This is a genomic window from Cellulosimicrobium sp. AB352, assembly GCF_049538415.1.
GTDB classification, from domain to species: domain Bacteria; phylum Actinomycetota; class Actinomycetes; order Actinomycetales; family Cellulomonadaceae; genus Cellulosimicrobium; species Cellulosimicrobium funkei.
Genome location: NZ_JBMVFX010000019.1, coordinates 1 through 16,704 on the forward strand (window position 1 = coordinate 1; position 16,704 = coordinate 16,704).

Consider the following 16,704-nt stretch of genomic DNA (forward strand, 5'->3'; position numbering starts at 1 on the left):
GTTCCAGTCCAGCAGCCGGAGGTCGCCCACCGGGTAGTCGGCGACGGCGGACGACGTCGTGCCGTGCACCTCGCCGCGCGACAGGTACGTGACGCCCGCGGTGTGCACGGCCATCCCGGCCGCGGCCGGCAGGGCGGCGCGCAGGTGCCCGACGCCGGCCCCGAGCAGCACGTCGAGCCCGCGGCACGCGGCCATGACGAGCGGACCGGCCGCGCGCTCCTTGGCGACCGTGTCGTACGTCCACACGCTCGCGGCGAGCGGGACGGCGACGGCGAGCGCGCGCGCTCCCCCGCCCGCGGCGGCGAGACCGACGCCCGCGGCCGTGAGACCGACGGCGACCTGGAGGGCCCGGCGCTCCGTCACACGGCCCGACGGGATCGGCCGCTCGGGCCGCTCGACCGCGTCGAGGTGCCGGTCCGCGTAGTCGTTGAGCGCCATGCCGCCCGCGTACAGGCACGCCGAGGCGAGGGGCAGGAGCGCGCGGCGCGGCGTGAGCGCGTGCCCGGCCGCCGCCGCGCCCGCGAGCGTGTCACCGACCACCGAGAGGACCGCGGGGGCGCGGACGAGGTCCAGGTGGTCGTGGAGGGAGCCCGTCACGACCGGTCGGCCGCGGCGGTCGCGTCGCCGCCCACCCGGGCGGTCGCCTCGCGGACCCAGTCGGACAGCGCGACGGTCTGCGCGGCGAAGTCGTGCACGCCGCTGCCCCAGGGGTCCTTGAAGAAGAACCCGAGCTCCGGGACAGGGCCCGCGTACCCGGCCGCGTCCGCGAGCGCGAGCAGGCGCGCCAGGTCGAGCACGAGCGGCGCGGCGAGCATCGAGTCGTACGCCGACCACGTGGTCTGCAGCGTGAGCCGCGAGCCGAGGAAGCCCTCGACGTGCACGTGGTCCCACGCGACCTTGATGTCCCCGAGGTCGGGCACGTTGTCGATGTGCAGAGGCGTGACGTCGCTGCCCGTGAGGTCCTGGAGCCCGCGCGACTTGGACACGAGCTTGCTCTGCACCGCCTGCGGGTCGGCGAGCGTGGCGCCGTCCCCGCCGCCGAGCAGGTTGGCCCCCGCCCACGACAGGACGCGCAGCCCGCGGGCCCCGAACGCCGGGGCGAGGATCGTGCGCAGCCACGTCTGGCCGGTCTTGCCGTCCTGGCCCGCGACGGGCACTCCGCGCTCCTCGGCGAGCTCGAGCAGCACCGGCAGGTGCATGCTCGCCGACGGCGTGAACTCGGCGAACGGGGCGCCCGCGAGCAGCGCGGCGTACGCGGTGACCGAGCTCGGCGGCAGCACCGCGCGCTCCGGGTCCGCGAGCGCCGCGCGCAGCAGGTCGCGGTCGGCGAGCTCGGGCGCGGGCTCGGGCAGCGGCTCGGTCGACACGAGGTCGACGACGACGACGCGCGCGAGGCCGTGGCGCTCGCGGAAGTCCACGATGTCCGCCGCGAGGCGCTCCGCGGCGGCCTGCTGGGACTCGCGCGCGGCGCCCTCGGCGGGGTGGGCCGAGTAGCCGGGACGCACCTCGGCGTCGGCCCGCTCGAGCGCGGCGTGCGCGGCGGTGAGCAGGCGCGGCGCGATCATGCCGGCCTCGACGAGCAGCTCGGCGCGCTTGACCATCGACACGTCGGAGATGTCGTGGCCGCCCACGACGAGGTCGCCGAACGCGGGCAGCGGGGCGGAGGCGAAGGGCTCGCCCGCGGTGACGCACCCGGTCGGCTCCGCGCGCCCGTCGGCGATCACCGCGAGGCCGAGGGCGGCGGTGGTGGCGACCGAGCCGCGGGCGCCGACGAGCCACAGCCCGGTGCGCGCGTCCGGGGCGGGGCGGTCCGACGATCCGTCAGGGGCGAAGTGGTGCATCGTTGCTCCCGTTCCGACGGCGGACGCCGCGGCGCCGCCGATCACGACGACGATGGCCTCCCTGCCACCGTCGGACCGCACACCCCGGGAGAGGGTCGCTCTGCTCGCTCTCCGACCCGGTGGCGCTCGGTCTGCTGCGACCCTAACCACACTTTTGTCGGTGGTCAATCAAAAGCGTGGCCACTTTCGCGACCTCGGATGCTTGCAACGTGCAAAAGCGCGCAGGCGAAGCCGACCTGGCGGTCGGTATCACGATACCGACCGCCGGGTCGTGCTCGGTCACCCGACCGAGGGCGTGAAGTCGAGCTGGTCGTCCACCACGGCCACGACCGACCAGACGTTCCCGTCCGCGTCGGACAGCTCGTACGCGGGCAGCAGGACGGCCGCGCCGTCCGGCTGGTACTGCACCGCCAGGCCCAGGCGCGCGTCCGTGATCGTCACGTCCGTGACGGGCCAGGCGAACCGCGCCCCCTCCCCCACGGTGGGCGGGACCGTCGGGACCTCGGGCTCCGGCGCGGCCTCCGGGACGGCCAGCACGTCCTCGCGGGCCCACGCGATCATCCCGCCCCCGCCGAACCGCGGGTCGCCGAGCCGCTCGACCGCCTCGGCCGGGCTGACGACGTCGTACGCGCCGATCGCGACGCGCGGCGCGAGGCTCCCGTAGAGCGACGCGAGCCCCGCACCCGAGTACGTCGCGCTCCACTGCGTCCCGGTGCGCTGCCCGTCGACCACCTCGGCCGCCGTCACCGTCGTCGCGCGCGGGGCGCCCTGGTCCACGGGCTGCTCCTCCGCGACGATCTCGTAGCCGTCGGGATCGAGGCCGAGGGACCCCAGCACCTCGCGCAGCCGGTCGCCGGCCTCGGCGCCGCTCGGCGGGGCGCCGTGGTCGGCCTCCTCGCACGTGCCCGGCTCGGCCGACGGACCGGCCCCGTCGCCCTCCTCGGCGGGCACCGGCGTCACGACGACGCAGCCCCACGGGTCCTTGGCCGGGTCGTTGAAGCTCACGCTCGCGAGACCGTCCGGCTGGAGCGAGACCGTCGGTCCCGTCCAGTCGGCCGGGCCGACCGCGTACGACCCATACTCCTCGCGCACCTCGCCCGTGACCCCGAGGACGTCGGCGACGCGGCGCGCCGTCTCCTGCGAGAACACGCCCGCCGCGTCGTAGGCCCACGCGTCCGCGCGCGCACCGTCCGACGACAGCCCCTCGGCGTGGAAGACGGTGCGCCCGCCCCAGCCGCCGGGGTAGGCCATGTCCGTGGTCGCGCGGGAGCTGGTGGAGCTCTCCTCGGTGGCCGTAGCCCCCGCGAGCGCGTCCGCCAACGCGGGCGCGTCCGCGCTGCCGAGGCGGATCGGGGCGAGCGCCGTGCTCTCCGCGGCGGAGTCGCCCGCCGTGGTCCCCCACTCGCCGGCGCCGAGCGCGTAGCCGCCCGTCCCGATGACGAGCGCGCCCACCACGGCCGCCGCCACCTGGAGCGGCGCCCGACGGCGCAGCCGGCGCGCGCGGCGCTCGGCGAGCTCGTCGACGAGCGCGGCCGTCGGGCCGTCCGCCCCGGCGAGGCCGGCCGCGGCCGGGAGCTCCGCGAGAGCGGCGCCCGGGCCGGTCGCCGCGGGGCGGGCGAACGCCTCGGGGACGCGGTCGCGCACCGCGGCCTCCAGGGCCGTGGCGTCCGGGGTCGCGTCCGCGGCCGGGTCGGCGGCGCGCAGGCGCTCCAGGTCCGCGTCGTCGGGCTGCTCGGGGGTTCGGGTGGTCATGTCGCCCTCCAGGTACCGCAGGGGCCGTACCGCGCAGGTGCGGCCGGTCGGGTCTACCCGTGATGTGTGCTCAGGCGCCGGTCTCTTGCGCGAGCGCCGACTGCTCCGCCCACGCCGTGCGCAGGCGCGCGCGGGCCCGGGACAGCGCGGCGTCCGCGCCCCCGCGCGACGTGCCGAGGACGGCGGCCAGGTCCGCCCCGCCGAGCCCCTCCCACGCGTGCAGGAGCAGGATGCGCCGGTCGCGGTCGGACAGCGTGGAGAGCGCGCGGCGCACCTCGTCGTCCTGCACGACGACGTGCTCGACGTCGGCCCCGTCGTCCGGGCGCTCGGGCACCTCGGCCACGGGCAGGGCCCGCGCCTTGCGGCGGTGGTTGGCGAGGAGGAACCCCGCCGTGCGGTACAGCCAGGGCAGCTCGGCGCCGTCGGGCACGTCGTCGCGACGCCGCCACGCGGTCGCGAGGACCTCGGCCGTCAGGTCGTCGGCGTCCGGCACGACGCCCCCGACGGCGCTCGGCAGGCGCCGGCGGAAGTAGCGGTACAGCGGTGTCGCGTGCGCGGCGAAGAGCGCGGCGAACCAGGCCTCGTCGTGGACGGCGGCCTCGGTGGTCTCGTCACTGCCCTCGTCGGTCGTCACGGCGGCTCCTCGTCGGCGGGGCGGGCTGTCAACCGCTCTGTGTCCCGGGGCGCGCGTTCCTTGCACGCCCCGCGGTTCACCCGAACCTCACCCGCGACGGCCCCGATCCTGCCATCCCCGGCCCCTACGCTGAGAGGCATGACGACGACGGAGCGGGACGCCCCGCCGCGCCACCCCCGCCGTCGGCGGAGCCGGGCGGCCTGGCTGGGCTGGGGTCTCATCCTGCTCGCGGTCGCGCTCGTCGTGTGCGCCGGGCTCCTCGCCCGGGACGCGCTCGCCGCGCGCGACGCCCTGACGCGCGCGCTGGACGAGGTCCCCGCCGCCGAGGAGGCGCTCCGGGACGGCGACGTCGCGGCCGCCGACGCCGCGCTCGATCGGGTCCAGCCCCTCACCGCGTCCGCACGGGCGCACACCGACGGACCTCTGTGGTCCCTGGCCGCGCACCTGCCGGTCTACGGGCAGGACGTGCGGGCCTTCTCCGTGGCCGCCGCGACGGCCGACGACCTCGCCGCCGTCGTGCTGCCGTCCCTCACGCAGACCCTCGGCAGCGTCGAGGGCGACGGGCTCGCGCTCACGGGCGACGGCGTCGACCTCGCACCGCTCGTCGCGGCCGCCCCGACGGTCGCGCGCGCCGCCGACGCGTTCGACGCGATCGACGCGCGCCTCGCGACCGTCGACCGCGACGCGCTGCACGCGGAGGTCGCCGACCCGTACGCCGCGCTCGTCGCGCGCACCGACGACCTGCGCACGGTGGTCCGCACCGCCGACCGGCTCACGGCGCTCGCGCCCGCGATGCTCGGCGCCGACGGCCCGCGCCGCTACCTCGTCCTCGCGCTGAACAACGCCGAGCTGCGCGCCGGCGGCGGGATCCCCGGCGCGCTCGCGGTGATCTCGGCGGACCAGGGCAGGGTGACGCTGGAGCGGCAGGCCTCGACGGTCGGCTTCCCGTCCTTCGACGAGCCGGTGCTGCCCCTCGACCCCGGGGTCGAGGAGCTCTTCACGGACCGCGTGGGCCGCTACCTCCAGGACACCCCGCTGACGCCGGACTTCCCCACGACCGCCGCGCTCGCGTCGACGATGTGGGAGCGCGCGCAGGGCGAGCAGGTCGACGGCGTGGTCGCGACCGACCCCGTCGCGCTCTCCTACCTGCTCGAGGCCACGGGCCCGGTGACCGTCCCGGTCGACGGCGGCGCGGTCGACCTCGACGCGGGCAACGTCGTGCAGACCCTCCTCTCCGACGCGTACGCCGAGCTCGAGCCCGGCGAGCAGACGGACACGTTCTTCGCGGCGGTCGCGGCCCAGGTCCTGGAGGAGTTCCTCGCGGGCGGGGCCGACCCGGCCGTCGCGCGGGACGCGCTCGTGCGCGGCGCGGACGAGCACCGCGTGCTGCTGTGGTCGGCGCGCGAGGCGGAGCAGGAGCGTCTCGCGGGCACGGTCGTGGCGGGCGACATCGACACCGCCGACCAGGCTGCCGGCTCCGTCGGCGTGTTCCTCAACGACGGCACCGGCGGCAAGATGGGCGTCTACCTCGGCAGCGACGTGCGCCTCGCGGGCAGCACGTGCACGGCCGCGGGCCGCGTGGACACGTTCGAGGTCGACCTCGCGTCGTCCGCCCCGGCCGACGCCGCGACGAGCCTGCCCTGGTACGTCACCGGCGGCGGCACGGCGGGCGTCGAGCCGGGCGTCACGCGCACGTTCGTCGTGCTCTACCCGCCGCGCGACGGGCAGGTCTCGGGCCTGCGCCGCGACGACGCCCCGCTCCCGGCGCAGCCCGGCGACGTCGCGGGCCGCGGCGCGCTCTCCGCGATGGTCGACCTCGCGCCCGGCCAGTCGACGACCCTGTCGTTCACGACGACGACGCCGCGGGACGCGGGGACCGCCGCCGCGACCTCGCTCGACGTGTGGAGCACGCCCACGACCACCCAGCCGGGCCTGCGCACGGTGGACGTCGCGCCCTGCGGCTGAGCCGCGGCGGGTCGCGTCACGGCGCGGTCACGATCCGGCGCACCGCCCTTTTTTCACCCTGGACAAGCGTCCAACTCGGGCGCCCGCCTCGCTAGCCTGGCAGGACGGAAACACCTCGCGCGCGTGTGGCACCTGCACGTATCAGGGACCTCGGGGCACGGCTCCCTCTCCACGAACAGCCTTTCCCGCCCACGGACAGGAATCACCATGAAGACGTCGGGAGGACGCCGCGCCGGGAGCCGCGCGCTGGCCGTCACCGCTACAGCCGCGACGGCGGTGCTGCTCACCGCACCGGTCGCGGGAGCCGCCGAGGACGACACGTACGTGCCGGAGCCGACGATCGAGCTCACCACCCTGTCCCCCGTCTGCGACGGGGACGTCCCGTACCTCGAGTACGCCATCGCCGTCACCGGCACGGACAACGACACCGCGACCATCACGTGGCTCAACCCGGGCGGCGCGGACGTCGTCCAGTCGGGCCTCCCCCTGCAGGGCCGCGTACTGTGGCCCGGCGCCGTCGTCGGGGCGGACGGCCGCGGCGCCGACTGGCCCGGCTGGAGCCTCGTCGACGGGCAGTGGGTCGAGGGCGACGAGTTCGACTGGGTGCGCCCCAGCGTCCAGGTGCTCTTCCAGGTCAACCCCGAGACGGTCGTCAGCGTGGACTACCCGCCGTCGTCGCCGAACTGCGCGACGAACCCGCCGGGACAGGGGAACCCCACGACGACCACGACGGCGTCCCAGGTCTCGCACACCGTCGCGACCGGCTCGTCGTCCTCGTCGCTCGCGACGACGGGCGCGACCGTGGGCCTGTACGCCGCCGTCGCCGCGGGGCTCGCCGCCGTGGGCGCCGCGGTCGTGCTGCTGACGCGCCGCACGCGCAAGGGCTGACCCGGCCGCCGGCACGGCCGGGTGCACGACGACGGCCTCGCACCCTCCCGGGTGCGAGGCCGTCGTGGTCGGTGCGGGCCGGGGTCCGTCAGGCGGACGCCCAGCCTCCCGCGGCGAGGCGCGACTCGAGCCCCTCGAACGCCCAGCGGTCGACGACGAGCACCGCACCGCCGGGGGCGTCGGGCACGTACCACTGGAGCTGCTCGACGGTCCGCACCTCGGCCCCGGCGGCGTCGACGCACGAGAGCGTCCAGCGCGCGAGCGTCGCGGGCGTGCCGGCGACCTCGACGTCCGACTCGGCGGGGTCGCCGACCGCGCGGGCCGCGAGCGCGTCCGTCCCGGGGCACGTGGCGCCGTCGGGCAGGAGCGCCGTCGCGGGGTCGACGCCGTCGAGCGCCGCACCGGTCAGCACCTCGAAGCTCGGGCACGCGGCGTCCTCGGGGCACCCGCCCGCCCGGACCTGCGTGACGCCGTCGGCCGGCTGGAGCACCGACCAGTAGTCGGCGCCGGGGAGCTGGAGGGGGCCGACGGGCACCTTGCCCGCGTCGGCGTGGTCGCCGTGCGAGCCGTGGTCCTCGGCCTGGGCGGGACCCGACCCGCCGTCGACGGCCGCCCCGGCGTCGTCGGAGCCGCTCGTGCAGCCCGCGAGGAGCGCGGCGCCGAGCACGGCCGTCAGGGCCACGGGCAGGGCGGAGGCCACGGAGGGCGGGAGGGGACGGGAGGTGCGGGGTCGGGTCGTTCGGTGACGCACGGGCACGCTGACCGCCTTTCACGGTCGGAGGAGCCCCGCAACCCACTGGGGAGGGCTGCGGAGGTCCTCGTCGGCCCCTTCACGCTAACGAGCGCGAGGGCTGGTCGAGATGCGGGAGAACCACACGATGGCGGCCCGCGGGTACGGGATTCCCCGTACCCGCGGGCCGCCCCGATGGTCCCCCGTCAGGAGGGGCGGCAGGGCGTCAGCACGCGCCGAGGGTCTGCCACGGGCCGTACTGCTCCGCACCCGGGACGTTGTTCTGCGTCCACCACTTCGCGCGGTACGACTGGCCCTGGTAGGAGACCGTCGCACCCCCGGTGTAGGCCACCGTCGCGGACCATGCCGGCGCGGTGCACGTGCCCGGCGTCGTGGGCGGCGTGGTCGGGGGGTTCGTGGGCGGCGTCGTCGGCGGGGTCGTCGGGGTGGTCCCGCCGCACGCGCCCGTCGCCTCCCAGGGGCCGCCCGCGCTCGGCCGGTCGCCCTGGGTCCACCACTTCGCGCGGTAGTTCTTGCCCTCGAAGGACGCCGTCGCCCCGCCCGTGTAGACCGTCGCGGCCGACCACGCGGCCACGCAGGCCGTCGGGTCCGTCGGCGGGGTGGTCGGGGGGTTCGTCGGCGGGTTCGTCGGCGGGTTCGTCGGCGGGTTGGTGGGCGGGTTCGTCGGACCGCTCGCGCCGTCGACGGGACCGGCCGGCAGCGTGCGGACCTTGTCCGTGAAGCCGCCGAGCAGCGTGCCGTCGTGGTTGCCGGACAGGTCCCACCACATGGCGCCTCCCAGGTTCAGCCGGTCGATGTACTCGGCCTTGGCCGCCACCGACCGGGCGTTGTCGTAGCTCCACCACTGGTCGCCGTCGTACCGCCAGGCGGAGACGGTCGTCGGGTCGTAGTAGTCCTGGCCCCGCGTGCGGAGCTTGTCGTAGTCCTCGTTGCCCGCCTCCCACGTGCCGGGGGCCGCCCCGTTCGCGGCCGACCACGGCTGCGACGACGTGACGCCCTTCCAGCCGCGGCCGTACATGGCGAGGCCGAGGCCGAGCTGGCTCGGGGCGATGCCGGCGCGGAGGTACTCCTGGACGGCCTTGTCCGCGCTGAACTGGCGGCTCGCCGCCCGCGGGTCGGCCGGGTCGTCGTACAGGTTGCCCTGGTGACCGGCCAGCGCCGGGTCCCAGGCGCCGTGGAGGTCGTAGCCCTGCACGTTGCCGTAGTCGAGCGACTGGAAGATGCGCGGGTCGTTCCATCCGCCGGCCGCGATGTCGGCCGGGTTGGCGGGCAGGAACGCCGAGAGCAGGTAGTGCTTGCCGGTCTGCGCGCCGTACGCGTCGAGCTGCTTGCGGAACTCGGCGAGCAGGAGCCGGAAGTTCTCGCGGTCGTTCACGGGATCGACGGAGTTGCCGACCTCGCCGTTGTTGGAGCCCGGCCACTCCCAGTCGATGTCGATGCCGTCGAACACGCCGGCGGCCGCACCCGGCCCGCCGCGGCCGTCGATCACGGGCAGGTTGCCCTTGATGTAGAGGTCGATGCACGACGACACGAGCTTCTCGCGGGACGCCTGCGTCGCGGCCGCGCGGGAGAAGTTCTTCGACCAGGTCCAGCCGCCGATCGAGATGAGGGCGCGCAGCTGCGGGTTCTTCGCCTTGAGCTGCTTGAGCTGGTTGAACGAGCCCGCGAGCGGCTGGTCCCACGCGTCGGCGACGCCGCCGACGGAGTTCGCGGCCGTGTAGCCCATGCCGAAGTCGGCCCACGCGTCGCCCGCGCCGTCGGAGCCGTTGGGCCCGGTGCCCTGCGCCTTGTTCGCGATGAAGCACGTGAGGTTCTGGTGGTGGATGTTGCCGAACGAGTAGTTGATGTGGGTGAGGTCCGCGGCGGCGCCGGAGTCCTGCACCGTCTTCAGCGGGAAGGCGCGGCCGTACACGCCCCACTGGGTGAAGTAGCCGACGTTGCGGTAGCCGTTGACGTCGCTGTCGCCGGGGTTGCCGACCGCCGCCGTGGCGGTCGGCGCCGCCTGCGCCGGCGCGACGCCCGCGAGGAGGCCGCCGACGAGGGCGGCCGCCGTCGCGAGCGCCGCGAGGCGCGCGCCGCGCCGCCGGGCCGGGCGCGGTGGTCGGGTGGAGAGGGACACGTCCATGGGTCCTGCCTCGTGCTCGTGCGGGGGGCTGCGGCGGCTCCGTGCTCCGGGGCCGCCCTGCCCTCAGGTCACCCCGAACGTAGCCACGCCGGACCCCGCGCGTGATCCGCGCTTCCCGCAGTGTTCCCGGCTCCTCCACGCGGTCGGCGTAGGGGAAGACCCGTAGGACAAAAGCGGACAGATAATGACGAGAGCCCCCGAAACGATGCGGTCTCAGCGGCCCACGCGGTGCGCCAGGACCGTGAGCTCGACGCGCGAGCGCACCCCGAGCTTGCGGAACACGCGCCCGAGGTGGACCTCCACGGTGCGGACCGACAGGTAGAGCTGGTCCGCCGCCTCCCGGTTCGAGGCTCCCTGGACCACGAGGAGCGCGACGTCGAGCTCGCGCTCCGTGAGCTCGTCCGCCCACCGTCCCCGCAGCTCGGCGAGCGCCTCGTCCGTCACGTCGCTCTCGCGCACCGCGAGCCGGCACGCGTCCGGCGGGGCGGGACGCAGCGCGGCCTGCGCCTCGACGCCGGCGCGCGCGACCCCGAGGGCGGCGTGCATGCTCCCGGCCCGCGGGGCCGCGGGCCACGTGCCGCCCGGGACGACGGCCCCGCCGCCGAGGACGCCGGGCACCCCCGGCACGGCCGCGGTCAGGTCCTCGGGCACCGGGCCCCCGAGGAGGCGGACCACCTCGGCGTGCTCGTCGAGCGCGATCGTCGTCCAGGCGTCCGCGCCCGCGTCGTCGAACAGCTCGATCGCGGACAGGAACAGGCCGTGGGCGCGCTGCAGCTCGCCCGCACGCACGAGGGCGCGCGCGGCGCACAGGTCCGTCCGCGCGTGCTCGTAGGGCGACGCCGTCGTGCGGTTCACGCGCGTGGCCCGCTCGAGCGGCGCGGTGAGGTCCTCGGGCGCGGCGAGCGAGACGTCGGCGCGCACGAGCGTCGCCGACCGCAGCGACGGCGGGAGCTCCTTGGCGTCGACCCGGCGCCGCGCGAGCGCGCGCTGCGCCGCGTCATGGCGCCCGGCGACGACCCAGGCCTCGACGTCGTCCAGCCCGGGCAGCGGCAGCATGCGTGCGCTGTCGGGACGCTCGCGCTCCGCGGCGAGCTCGAGCAGCGTCGCGGCCTGGGTCACGTGGTGGGCGAACGCGGCGCCCATGGCGCGGTCCACGAGCAGGCCGAGGCGCACGGGCCGCGACGTCGGGCTCGCGCACGTCTCCTCGAGCGCCGTCGCGACGGGCCCGACGACGCCCCGGGTCATCATGTCGAGGCGGCGCGCGGCGGCCACGCCCATCCCCGCGAACGGCAGGCCGAGCGGCAGGCGGAACGCGGCCTCCGCGAGCTCGTCCGCGGCGCGCGTGAGGGTGCCGCGCCACAGGTGCACGAGCGCCTGCGCGAGCCGGACGTGCGCCTCGGCGAGCGGCGTGAGGGCGGCGTCCGGGCCGTCGAACCACCGGCCGCCGTCGCGCACCGGGGCCAGGGAGGCGACGACGCTCGCGAGCGTCTGCGCGGCGTCGTCCAGCCGGTCGTCGGCGGCGAGCCCGAGCGCCCGGCTCACCTGGAGCGCGGCCTCGTGGTCCGGGCCCAGGTCGACGTCGGGCACGACGCCGCGCTCCCCCACCCCGAACACCGCGGCCCAGGAGCGGGCGAGCGCGAGACGGGCCGGGGTCGCGTCGTCCTCGCACCACGACGCGAGGAACGTCGCGGTGTCGAGGAGCTGGGAGGTGCTCACGCCGTCGCCCCGCTCGGCGTGCAGCCGCGCCGCCGTGAGCACGCCCGTCACGACCCCGGCGACGGCGTCCGGGGGGAGTCCGTCCGGCCGGCCCCCGCGCAGGTAGGGCGACAGGACGTCGTCGGGCACCTGGCCCTCGGCGAGCGTGAGCGCCGCGACGAGCGGGCCGAGCGTGCACGCGCGCAGCGCGTCGTCCCCGCTCCGCGAGGCCTTGCGCAGCCAGTCGGCGGCGTCCTGCACGTGGCCCGAGCGCAGGGCCGCGACGCCGGCGATCGCGAACGCCTCGGCGCGGTGCTCGGCGCCCGCCTGGCTCGCCGCCTCGCGCGCGACCTCGTGCGCCCACACGACGTCGCCGCGGTCGAGGTGGCGGCGCGCGATGCGCAGGAGACCCGGGACGAGCGCCGGGTCGCCCACGAGGGTCGCGAGCGCCGAGTGCCACACCGCGACGTCCTCCTCCCCCGCCCGCCGGTGCGCCTCGGCGAGCGCGACGTGCGCCGCCGTGCGCTCGGCGAGGCGCGCGTCGGCGTGGACGAGCGAGCGCATGCGCGGGTCGACGAACGCGAAGCGGCCCCCCGCGAGGACGAGGTGCTCCGCGAGCGGGCCGTCGAGGACCTGCTCCATCGCGAGCCCCGTCGCGGACAGCACGAGCTCGGTGCGGTCGACGACGGCGACCGCCGCGACGAGCAGCGCCTGGCGCTCCGCCTCGCTGAGCGCGGCGAGCCGGTCGGCGAAGAGGGACCGGACGGCGGGGACGGCGGGCAGCGGGTCGGGCAGGATCGACCCGCCCGAGAGCTGCTCGGGGGTGAGGAGCGCCGCCGTCTGCGTGATGGCCGCGGGGTTGCCGCCGAGGAGGTGCGCGAGCCGCGCCGCGACGTGCGGGGCGACGGCGAGCCGCCGCTCGACGAGCAGGAGGTGGAGCGCGTCGGCCGGCGCGAGCGGCGGGACGGCGCGCAGCTCGAACGGGCCGGCGGACGGGTCGAGCGCGCCCGCAGGCGCCGTCCCCAGCAGGACGACGGGCGCGTGCCGCTGCGCCACGAGGCTCGCGAGCACCGACCGGCTCAGCTCGTCCTGGAGGTGCAGGTCGTCGGCGACGAGCACGACGGTCGCGCCGTCGAACGTCGCGACGAGGAGCTCGGCGAGCGCGACCGCCGCCACCTCGGGCAGATAGCCGAAGCCCGGGTCGACCGGCTCGAGGACCCGCGTGAGCCGCTCGGGCACCACGCCGCCCGCGAGCTGCGACACCTGCGACACGACGGAGACGACGGCCGACCCGGGAGCGGGGACGCCCGCGGGCGGGCGACAGCGGAGCGTGACGGTCGGCTGCGCGAACTCGTGCGTCGCGACGGCCTCGCACACGAGCTCGAGCGTCGCGCTCGCGCCCATGCCGTGCTCGGCGGTCCACACGAGACCGCCCTTGCCCTCGCTCACGGCGGCGAGCGCGCGGTCGACCTCCTGCGCGCGGGACGAGAGCCGCTCGAGCCGTCGCGCGAACCGCGAGTCCGCGCGACGGACCGGCTCGGGAACCATGTAGTCCTGCTGTTCTGACATGTCGGGACCCTCCGTCCGGGGGCTTCGTCGCCCGTCGACCGGATGAAATGTTAACAACCCTCCGTAAACAAGGGATCACCTCATCGTTTCCCGCTCGTCACACGGCCGCCACCTGGGCCGACGCCCGCACCTCGACGGTTGCTGCCCGCTGCCCGGAGGACTAGCCTGGCCTCGATCCCCGTCGCGGCCACGACCCTCGTGCGCCCCGACCCGGGTGCGGCGCCCGCGGCGCCGCCGCCACGAGAGCGAGGTGAGCCCCATGCCTGACGGCAGCAGTCATAGATCCGTGCACTGCGCGCTCACCCCCCGTGGCTCGCGACCCGACGCCTGAGCCCGGCCGACGCAGGTCCCTGCGTCCCCGGCCGTCGTCCGTCCCGCGCGGGGAGGTCGCCAGTGCGCTCCGCGCGCGCCGCGTGCGCGCCGCCGGACCTCCCCCGCCGACGCTCCCGCGCCGCCCGTACGTGGCCGCGCCCGTGCGTCCGCCCGCCGGAAAGGACGACCACCATGACCCAGCGTTCCCCTGCCACGGGACCCGCCACCACGCCCGTCGCCACCCCTGCCGCGACCCCGGTGCGGACGCGCCCCGCCCGGACGCCCCTGCGTGCCCCGCGCGAGGAGCGGCGCCGCACGCGCCGGCCGAACCTCGAACGGCAGTCGATCTCCTTCACCGTGGGGCTCTACCTGTTCATCTGCGCCGCGCTCCTCACCGCGCACTTCACGGCCGGCGGTGCGTGATGACGACGATGCTGCCCGAGACCCCGGGCCTCGCCCCCGGGACGGAGACCCGCCTGCCCGCCCCGGCGCGCGGCGGGCTCGACCTGCACGCCCGCGCGCACGGCGACGGCTCGCCCCGGTTCGACCCGCGCGTCCTGCGCTCGCGCTGGGTGCAGGTCGCGGTGGGCGACCCGGAGTCCGCGGCCCGCGCGGCCGAGCACGGCGTCGACTTCGCGGCCGCCGGAGGGCGCGTCTGGGAGACGGACGCGCACGTCTACCTGCCGGTGACGGCGACCCGGCGCGACGGCGACCGGGTGGTGGACGAGCGCATCGTGCTCGCCCTGTCCGCCGACGTCGTCGTGACGGCCCAGCCGCAGCGGCACTACGCCGTCTTCGACAAGGCGATCGCCCGCATGCGCCGCACGCCGTGGCTCATCGGCTCGTCGTACGGCGTCGCGTACGCGCTGCTCTACGCGCTCAACGAGGCGGCCGACCGCGTCGTGTCCTACGCGAGCGACCTGCTCGAGGACATGTCCGACGAGATCGACGAGGCCACGCGCGGCGTCGACTCGCGCGGCCGGGAGATCGGGGTGAGCGACATGCAGGACACGATCACGCGCATGAACCGCGCCGAGGAGATCGTGTCGCGCGCCCAGGAGTCCCAGCTCTCGCTCGCGCGCGCCGCGCGGCACCTGCGCAGCGAGATCGCGGACTCGGACCCGGTGCTCGCGGGGCTCGTCGAGACGCTCGTCGCGGACGTCGACGGCGTGAAGCAGCACGCCGGGTTCGAGCACGACAAGGTGCGCTACCTGCAGCAGGCGATCATGACGTCGCTCGACGTCAAGCAGGCGCAGATCGTCAAGGTCTTCACCATCATCACCGCGGTGTTCCTGCCCCCGACGCTCATCGCGTCGTTCTACGGCATGAACTTCACGCACATGCCCGAGCTCGACCGGCCGTACGGGTTCACGCTCACGGTCCTGGTGACGCTCGTCGCCGCGGTCATCCCGCTGGCGTACATCAAGCGCCGCGGCTGGCTGCGCTGAGCGACGGACGGTGCGGTGCGCGGCCGAGGCCGCGCACCGCACCGTCAGGTCGTCAGGCGCAGGTGCCGACGACGCGCCAGGCCGGGTACCACTTCTCCGTGCCCGGGACGTTCGTGCGGACCCACCACGCGGCGCGGTAGTTCACGCCCTCGTGCGAGACGACGCGCCCCCCGACGTACGAGGTGCTGCGGTCCCAGCCCGGGAAGCACGAGCCGGGCGCGGTCGGGTCGACCGGACCGGCCGGGGCCGCGCGGTAGACGTCGGCCGCCGTGCCGACGAGCTCGTCCTCGTAGTCGCCCGCGAGGTCCCAGAACATCGAGCCGCCGAGGCCCTTCTCCGTGATCCACGACGCCTTGTACGCGACGGCGCGCGGCGTGTCGACGCTCCACCACTGGTCGCCGTCGTAGCGCCACGAGGCCCCGCTGACCTCGTCGAAGTACTCGGTCCCGTGGTCGCGCAGCTCGAAGTACTGCTTGTTCCCGGCCTCGTAGGTGCCGGGGGCGACGCCCGCGGCGGGCTGCCAGGCGCCGTCCGAGTCGCCGGCCTCGACGCCGGACCAGCCACGGCCGAACGCCGGGATGCCGAGCGTGAGCTGGGCGGGGTCGACGCCGCGCGACAGGTAGAGGTCGATGCCGTCCTCGAGCGAGATCGTGCCGGGCTGCGAGGTGTCGTGCAGGTTCGCCTGGTGCCCGGCGAGGTTCGGCGACCAGCCGCCGTGCAGGTCGTAGCCCTGCATGTTGCCGTAGTCGAGGTAGTCGAAGATCGCAGGGGCGTCCCAGCCGGCGTTCACCACGGTGGGGCTCACCGGGATGTAGGCGGAGAGCAGGTAGTCCTTGCCCTGCGCGGCGCCGCGCTCGTCGAGCTGCTTGCGGAACTCGGCGAGCAGGGCGGTGAAGTTCGCCTTGTCGTTGACCGGGTCGACGTGGTTCTCGGGGTGCTGCGACCAGTCGGGGGCCCCGGGCCACTCCCAGTCGACGTCGATGCCGTCGAACAGGCCCGCGGCCGCGCCGGGGCCGCCGCGGCCGTCGATCACGGGCAGGTTGCCGTCGATGTAGAGGTCGATGCACGACGCGACGAACTTCTCGCGGCTCTCGGGCGTCGCCGCGGCCTTCGAGAAGAACTTGGACCAGGTCCAGCCGCCGAGCGACATGAGGACCTTGGTGTCGGGGTGCTCCTCCTTGAGCTTGCGGAGCTGGTTGAAGTTCCCCGCGAGCGCCTGGCCCGGCGCGTCCGCGACGCCGTCCACCGAGTCCTCGGCGGAGACGGCCCGCACGAAGTCGGCCTGCGCGTCGCCGGCCCCGTCGTTGCCGCCCGGCTCGGGCGTGCCCGGGGCGTCCGCGAGGAAGCACGTGAGGTCGGTCGGGTGGATGTTGCCGAACGCGTAGTTCACGTGGGTGATCTGCTCGGCCTGGCCCGACTCGACAAAGTCGCGCACGGTGTAGCCGTAGTTCTCCGGGGCCCAGGACATGAAGTAGCCGACGTTGCGGTACCCGTTGAGGGCGGCGTCGCCGTTCGGGGAGTCGGGCGTCGGGATGGTGGCCGCCGTCGTGGCGGTCAGGTGGGCGGTCGGCGCGGCGGCGGCGGTCGTCGCGGCGGCGACGGCCCCGCTCGCGGCGAGCGCGAGGGCGGTGAGGCCGGCGGCCGCGCGCGTGGCGCGGGCGCGGCGCGGGGCGGACGGGCGAGGACGGTGCATCGAGAGGACCTCTCGTCGACGAGGTCGGTCG

Annotated in this window: 12 protein-coding genes; 4 read left to right on the forward strand and 8 right to left on the reverse strand. The window is 76.1% G+C overall.

Annotated features, from left to right (window positions below; all coding sequences use genetic code 11):
* The 4 genes from ACPCUX_RS13840 to ACPCUX_RS13855 form a co-directional block, all read right to left on the reverse strand.
* Window positions 1-597: SCO3242 family prenyltransferase (locus ACPCUX_RS13840; protein ID WP_423388993.1), on the reverse strand; the 597-nt coding region annotated here is incomplete at its 3' end.
* Complete coding sequence (locus tag ACPCUX_RS13845) at window positions 594-1,841, reverse strand: inositol-3-phosphate synthase (RefSeq protein WP_137280712.1); 1,248 nt, start codon at window positions 1,839-1,841, stop codon at window positions 594-596. The genes ACPCUX_RS13840 and ACPCUX_RS13845, both read right to left, overlap by 4 nt.
* A gap of 279 nt (window positions 1,842-2,120) precedes the next feature.
* Complete coding sequence (locus ACPCUX_RS13850) at window positions 2,121-3,593, reverse strand: hypothetical protein (RefSeq protein WP_423388994.1); 1,473 nt, start codon at window positions 3,591-3,593, stop codon at window positions 2,121-2,123.
* A gap of 70 nt (window positions 3,594-3,663) precedes the next feature.
* Window positions 3,664-4,227: an RNA polymerase sigma factor gene (locus ACPCUX_RS13855; protein ID WP_423388995.1), complete on the reverse strand. Its 564-nt coding sequence runs from the start codon at window positions 4,225-4,227 to the stop codon at window positions 3,664-3,666.
* 138 nt (window positions 4,228-4,365) lie between these two features.
* Between ACPCUX_RS13855 and ACPCUX_RS13860 the strand changes: the two genes are divergently transcribed.
* Together ACPCUX_RS13860 and ACPCUX_RS13865 are read left to right on the forward strand one after the other, a co-directional pair.
* Entirely contained in the window at window positions 4,366-6,192 is a 1,827-nt protein-coding gene (locus tag ACPCUX_RS13860) for a DUF4012 domain-containing protein (protein ID WP_137280714.1), read from the forward strand.
* Window positions 6,193-6,399: 207 nt separating this feature from the next.
* Entirely contained in the window at window positions 6,400-7,080 is a 681-nt protein-coding gene (locus tag ACPCUX_RS13865; protein ID WP_423388996.1) for a peptidase, read from the forward strand.
* An 88-nt stretch (window positions 7,081-7,168) separates the two neighbouring features.
* Here ACPCUX_RS13865 and ACPCUX_RS13870 read toward each other — a convergent pair whose 3' ends face one another.
* The 3 genes from ACPCUX_RS13870 to ACPCUX_RS13880 all read right to left on the reverse strand — a co-directional run bounded on the left by ACPCUX_RS13870 (window position 7,169) and on the right by ACPCUX_RS13880 (window position 13,220).
* The gene (locus tag ACPCUX_RS13870) at window positions 7,169-7,780 is read right to left on the reverse strand and encodes a hypothetical protein (protein WP_423388997.1); all 612 of its coding nucleotides are present in this window, start codon (window positions 7,778-7,780) and stop codon (window positions 7,169-7,171) included.
* 256 nt (window positions 7,781-8,036) lie between these two features.
* Window positions 8,037-9,956, reverse strand: a complete 1,920-nt coding sequence (locus tag ACPCUX_RS13875; protein WP_423388998.1) for a glycosyl hydrolase family 18 protein — start codon at window positions 9,954-9,956, stop codon at window positions 8,037-8,039.
* Window positions 9,957-10,169: 213 nt separating this feature from the next.
* The gene (locus tag ACPCUX_RS13880; protein ID WP_171468361.1) at window positions 10,170-13,220 is read right to left on the reverse strand and encodes a LuxR C-terminal-related transcriptional regulator; all 3,051 of its coding nucleotides are present in this window, start codon (window positions 13,218-13,220) and stop codon (window positions 10,170-10,172) included.
* Between the two features lie 504 nt (window positions 13,221-13,724).
* On the opposite strand from ACPCUX_RS13880, the gene ACPCUX_RS13885 reads away from it, so the two are divergent.
* Together ACPCUX_RS13885 and ACPCUX_RS13890 are read left to right on the forward strand one after the other, a co-directional pair.
* Window positions 13,725-13,955, forward strand: a complete 231-nt coding sequence (locus ACPCUX_RS13885; protein ID WP_423388999.1) for a hypothetical protein — start codon at window positions 13,725-13,727, stop codon at window positions 13,953-13,955.
* The gene (locus ACPCUX_RS13890) at window positions 13,955-14,980 is read left to right on the forward strand and encodes a CorA family divalent cation transporter (RefSeq protein WP_423389000.1); all 1,026 of its coding nucleotides are present in this window, start codon (window positions 13,955-13,957) and stop codon (window positions 14,978-14,980) included. The genes ACPCUX_RS13885 and ACPCUX_RS13890 overlap by 1 nt, the downstream gene beginning before the upstream one ends.
* A gap of 52 nt (window positions 14,981-15,032) precedes the next feature.
* On the opposite strand, the gene ACPCUX_RS13895 is transcribed toward ACPCUX_RS13890, so the two are convergent.
* Window positions 15,033-16,673, reverse strand: a complete 1,641-nt coding sequence (locus tag ACPCUX_RS13895) for a glycosyl hydrolase family 18 protein (RefSeq protein ID WP_423389001.1) — start codon at window positions 16,671-16,673, stop codon at window positions 15,033-15,035.
* Window positions 16,674-16,704: the final 31 nt, after the last annotated feature.

What these genes read in the sequence shown, in the direction of transcription:
- ACPCUX_RS13845 (WP_137280712.1), bottom strand. Translation starts at nt 1,841, where the DNA reads ATGCACCACTTCGCCCCTGACGGATCGTCGGACCGCCCCGCCCCGGAC.
- ACPCUX_RS13850 (WP_423388994.1), bottom strand. Translation starts at nt 3,593, where the DNA reads ATGACCACCCGAACCCCCGAGCAGCCCGACGACGCGGACCTGGAGCGC.
- ACPCUX_RS13860 (WP_137280714.1), top strand. Translation starts at nt 4,366, where the DNA reads ATGACGACGACGGAGCGGGACGCCCCGCCGCGCCACCCCCGCCGTCGG.
- ACPCUX_RS13865 (WP_423388996.1), top strand. Translation starts at nt 6,400, where the DNA reads ATGAAGACGTCGGGAGGACGCCGCGCCGGGAGCCGCGCGCTGGCCGTC.
- ACPCUX_RS13875 (WP_423388998.1), bottom strand. Translation starts at nt 9,956, where the DNA reads ATGGACGTGTCCCTCTCCACCCGACCACCGCGCCCGGCCCGGCGGCGC.
- ACPCUX_RS13880 (WP_171468361.1), bottom strand. Translation starts at nt 13,220, where the DNA reads ATGTCAGAACAGCAGGACTACATGGTTCCCGAGCCGGTCCGTCGCGCG.
- ACPCUX_RS13885 (WP_423388999.1), top strand. Translation starts at nt 13,725, where the DNA reads ATGACCCAGCGTTCCCCTGCCACGGGACCCGCCACCACGCCCGTCGCC.
- ACPCUX_RS13890 (WP_423389000.1), top strand. Translation starts at nt 13,955, where the DNA reads ATGACGACGATGCTGCCCGAGACCCCGGGCCTCGCCCCCGGGACGGAG.
- ACPCUX_RS13895 (WP_423389001.1), bottom strand. Translation starts at nt 16,673, where the DNA reads ATGCACCGTCCTCGCCCGTCCGCCCCGCGCCGCGCCCGCGCCACGCGC.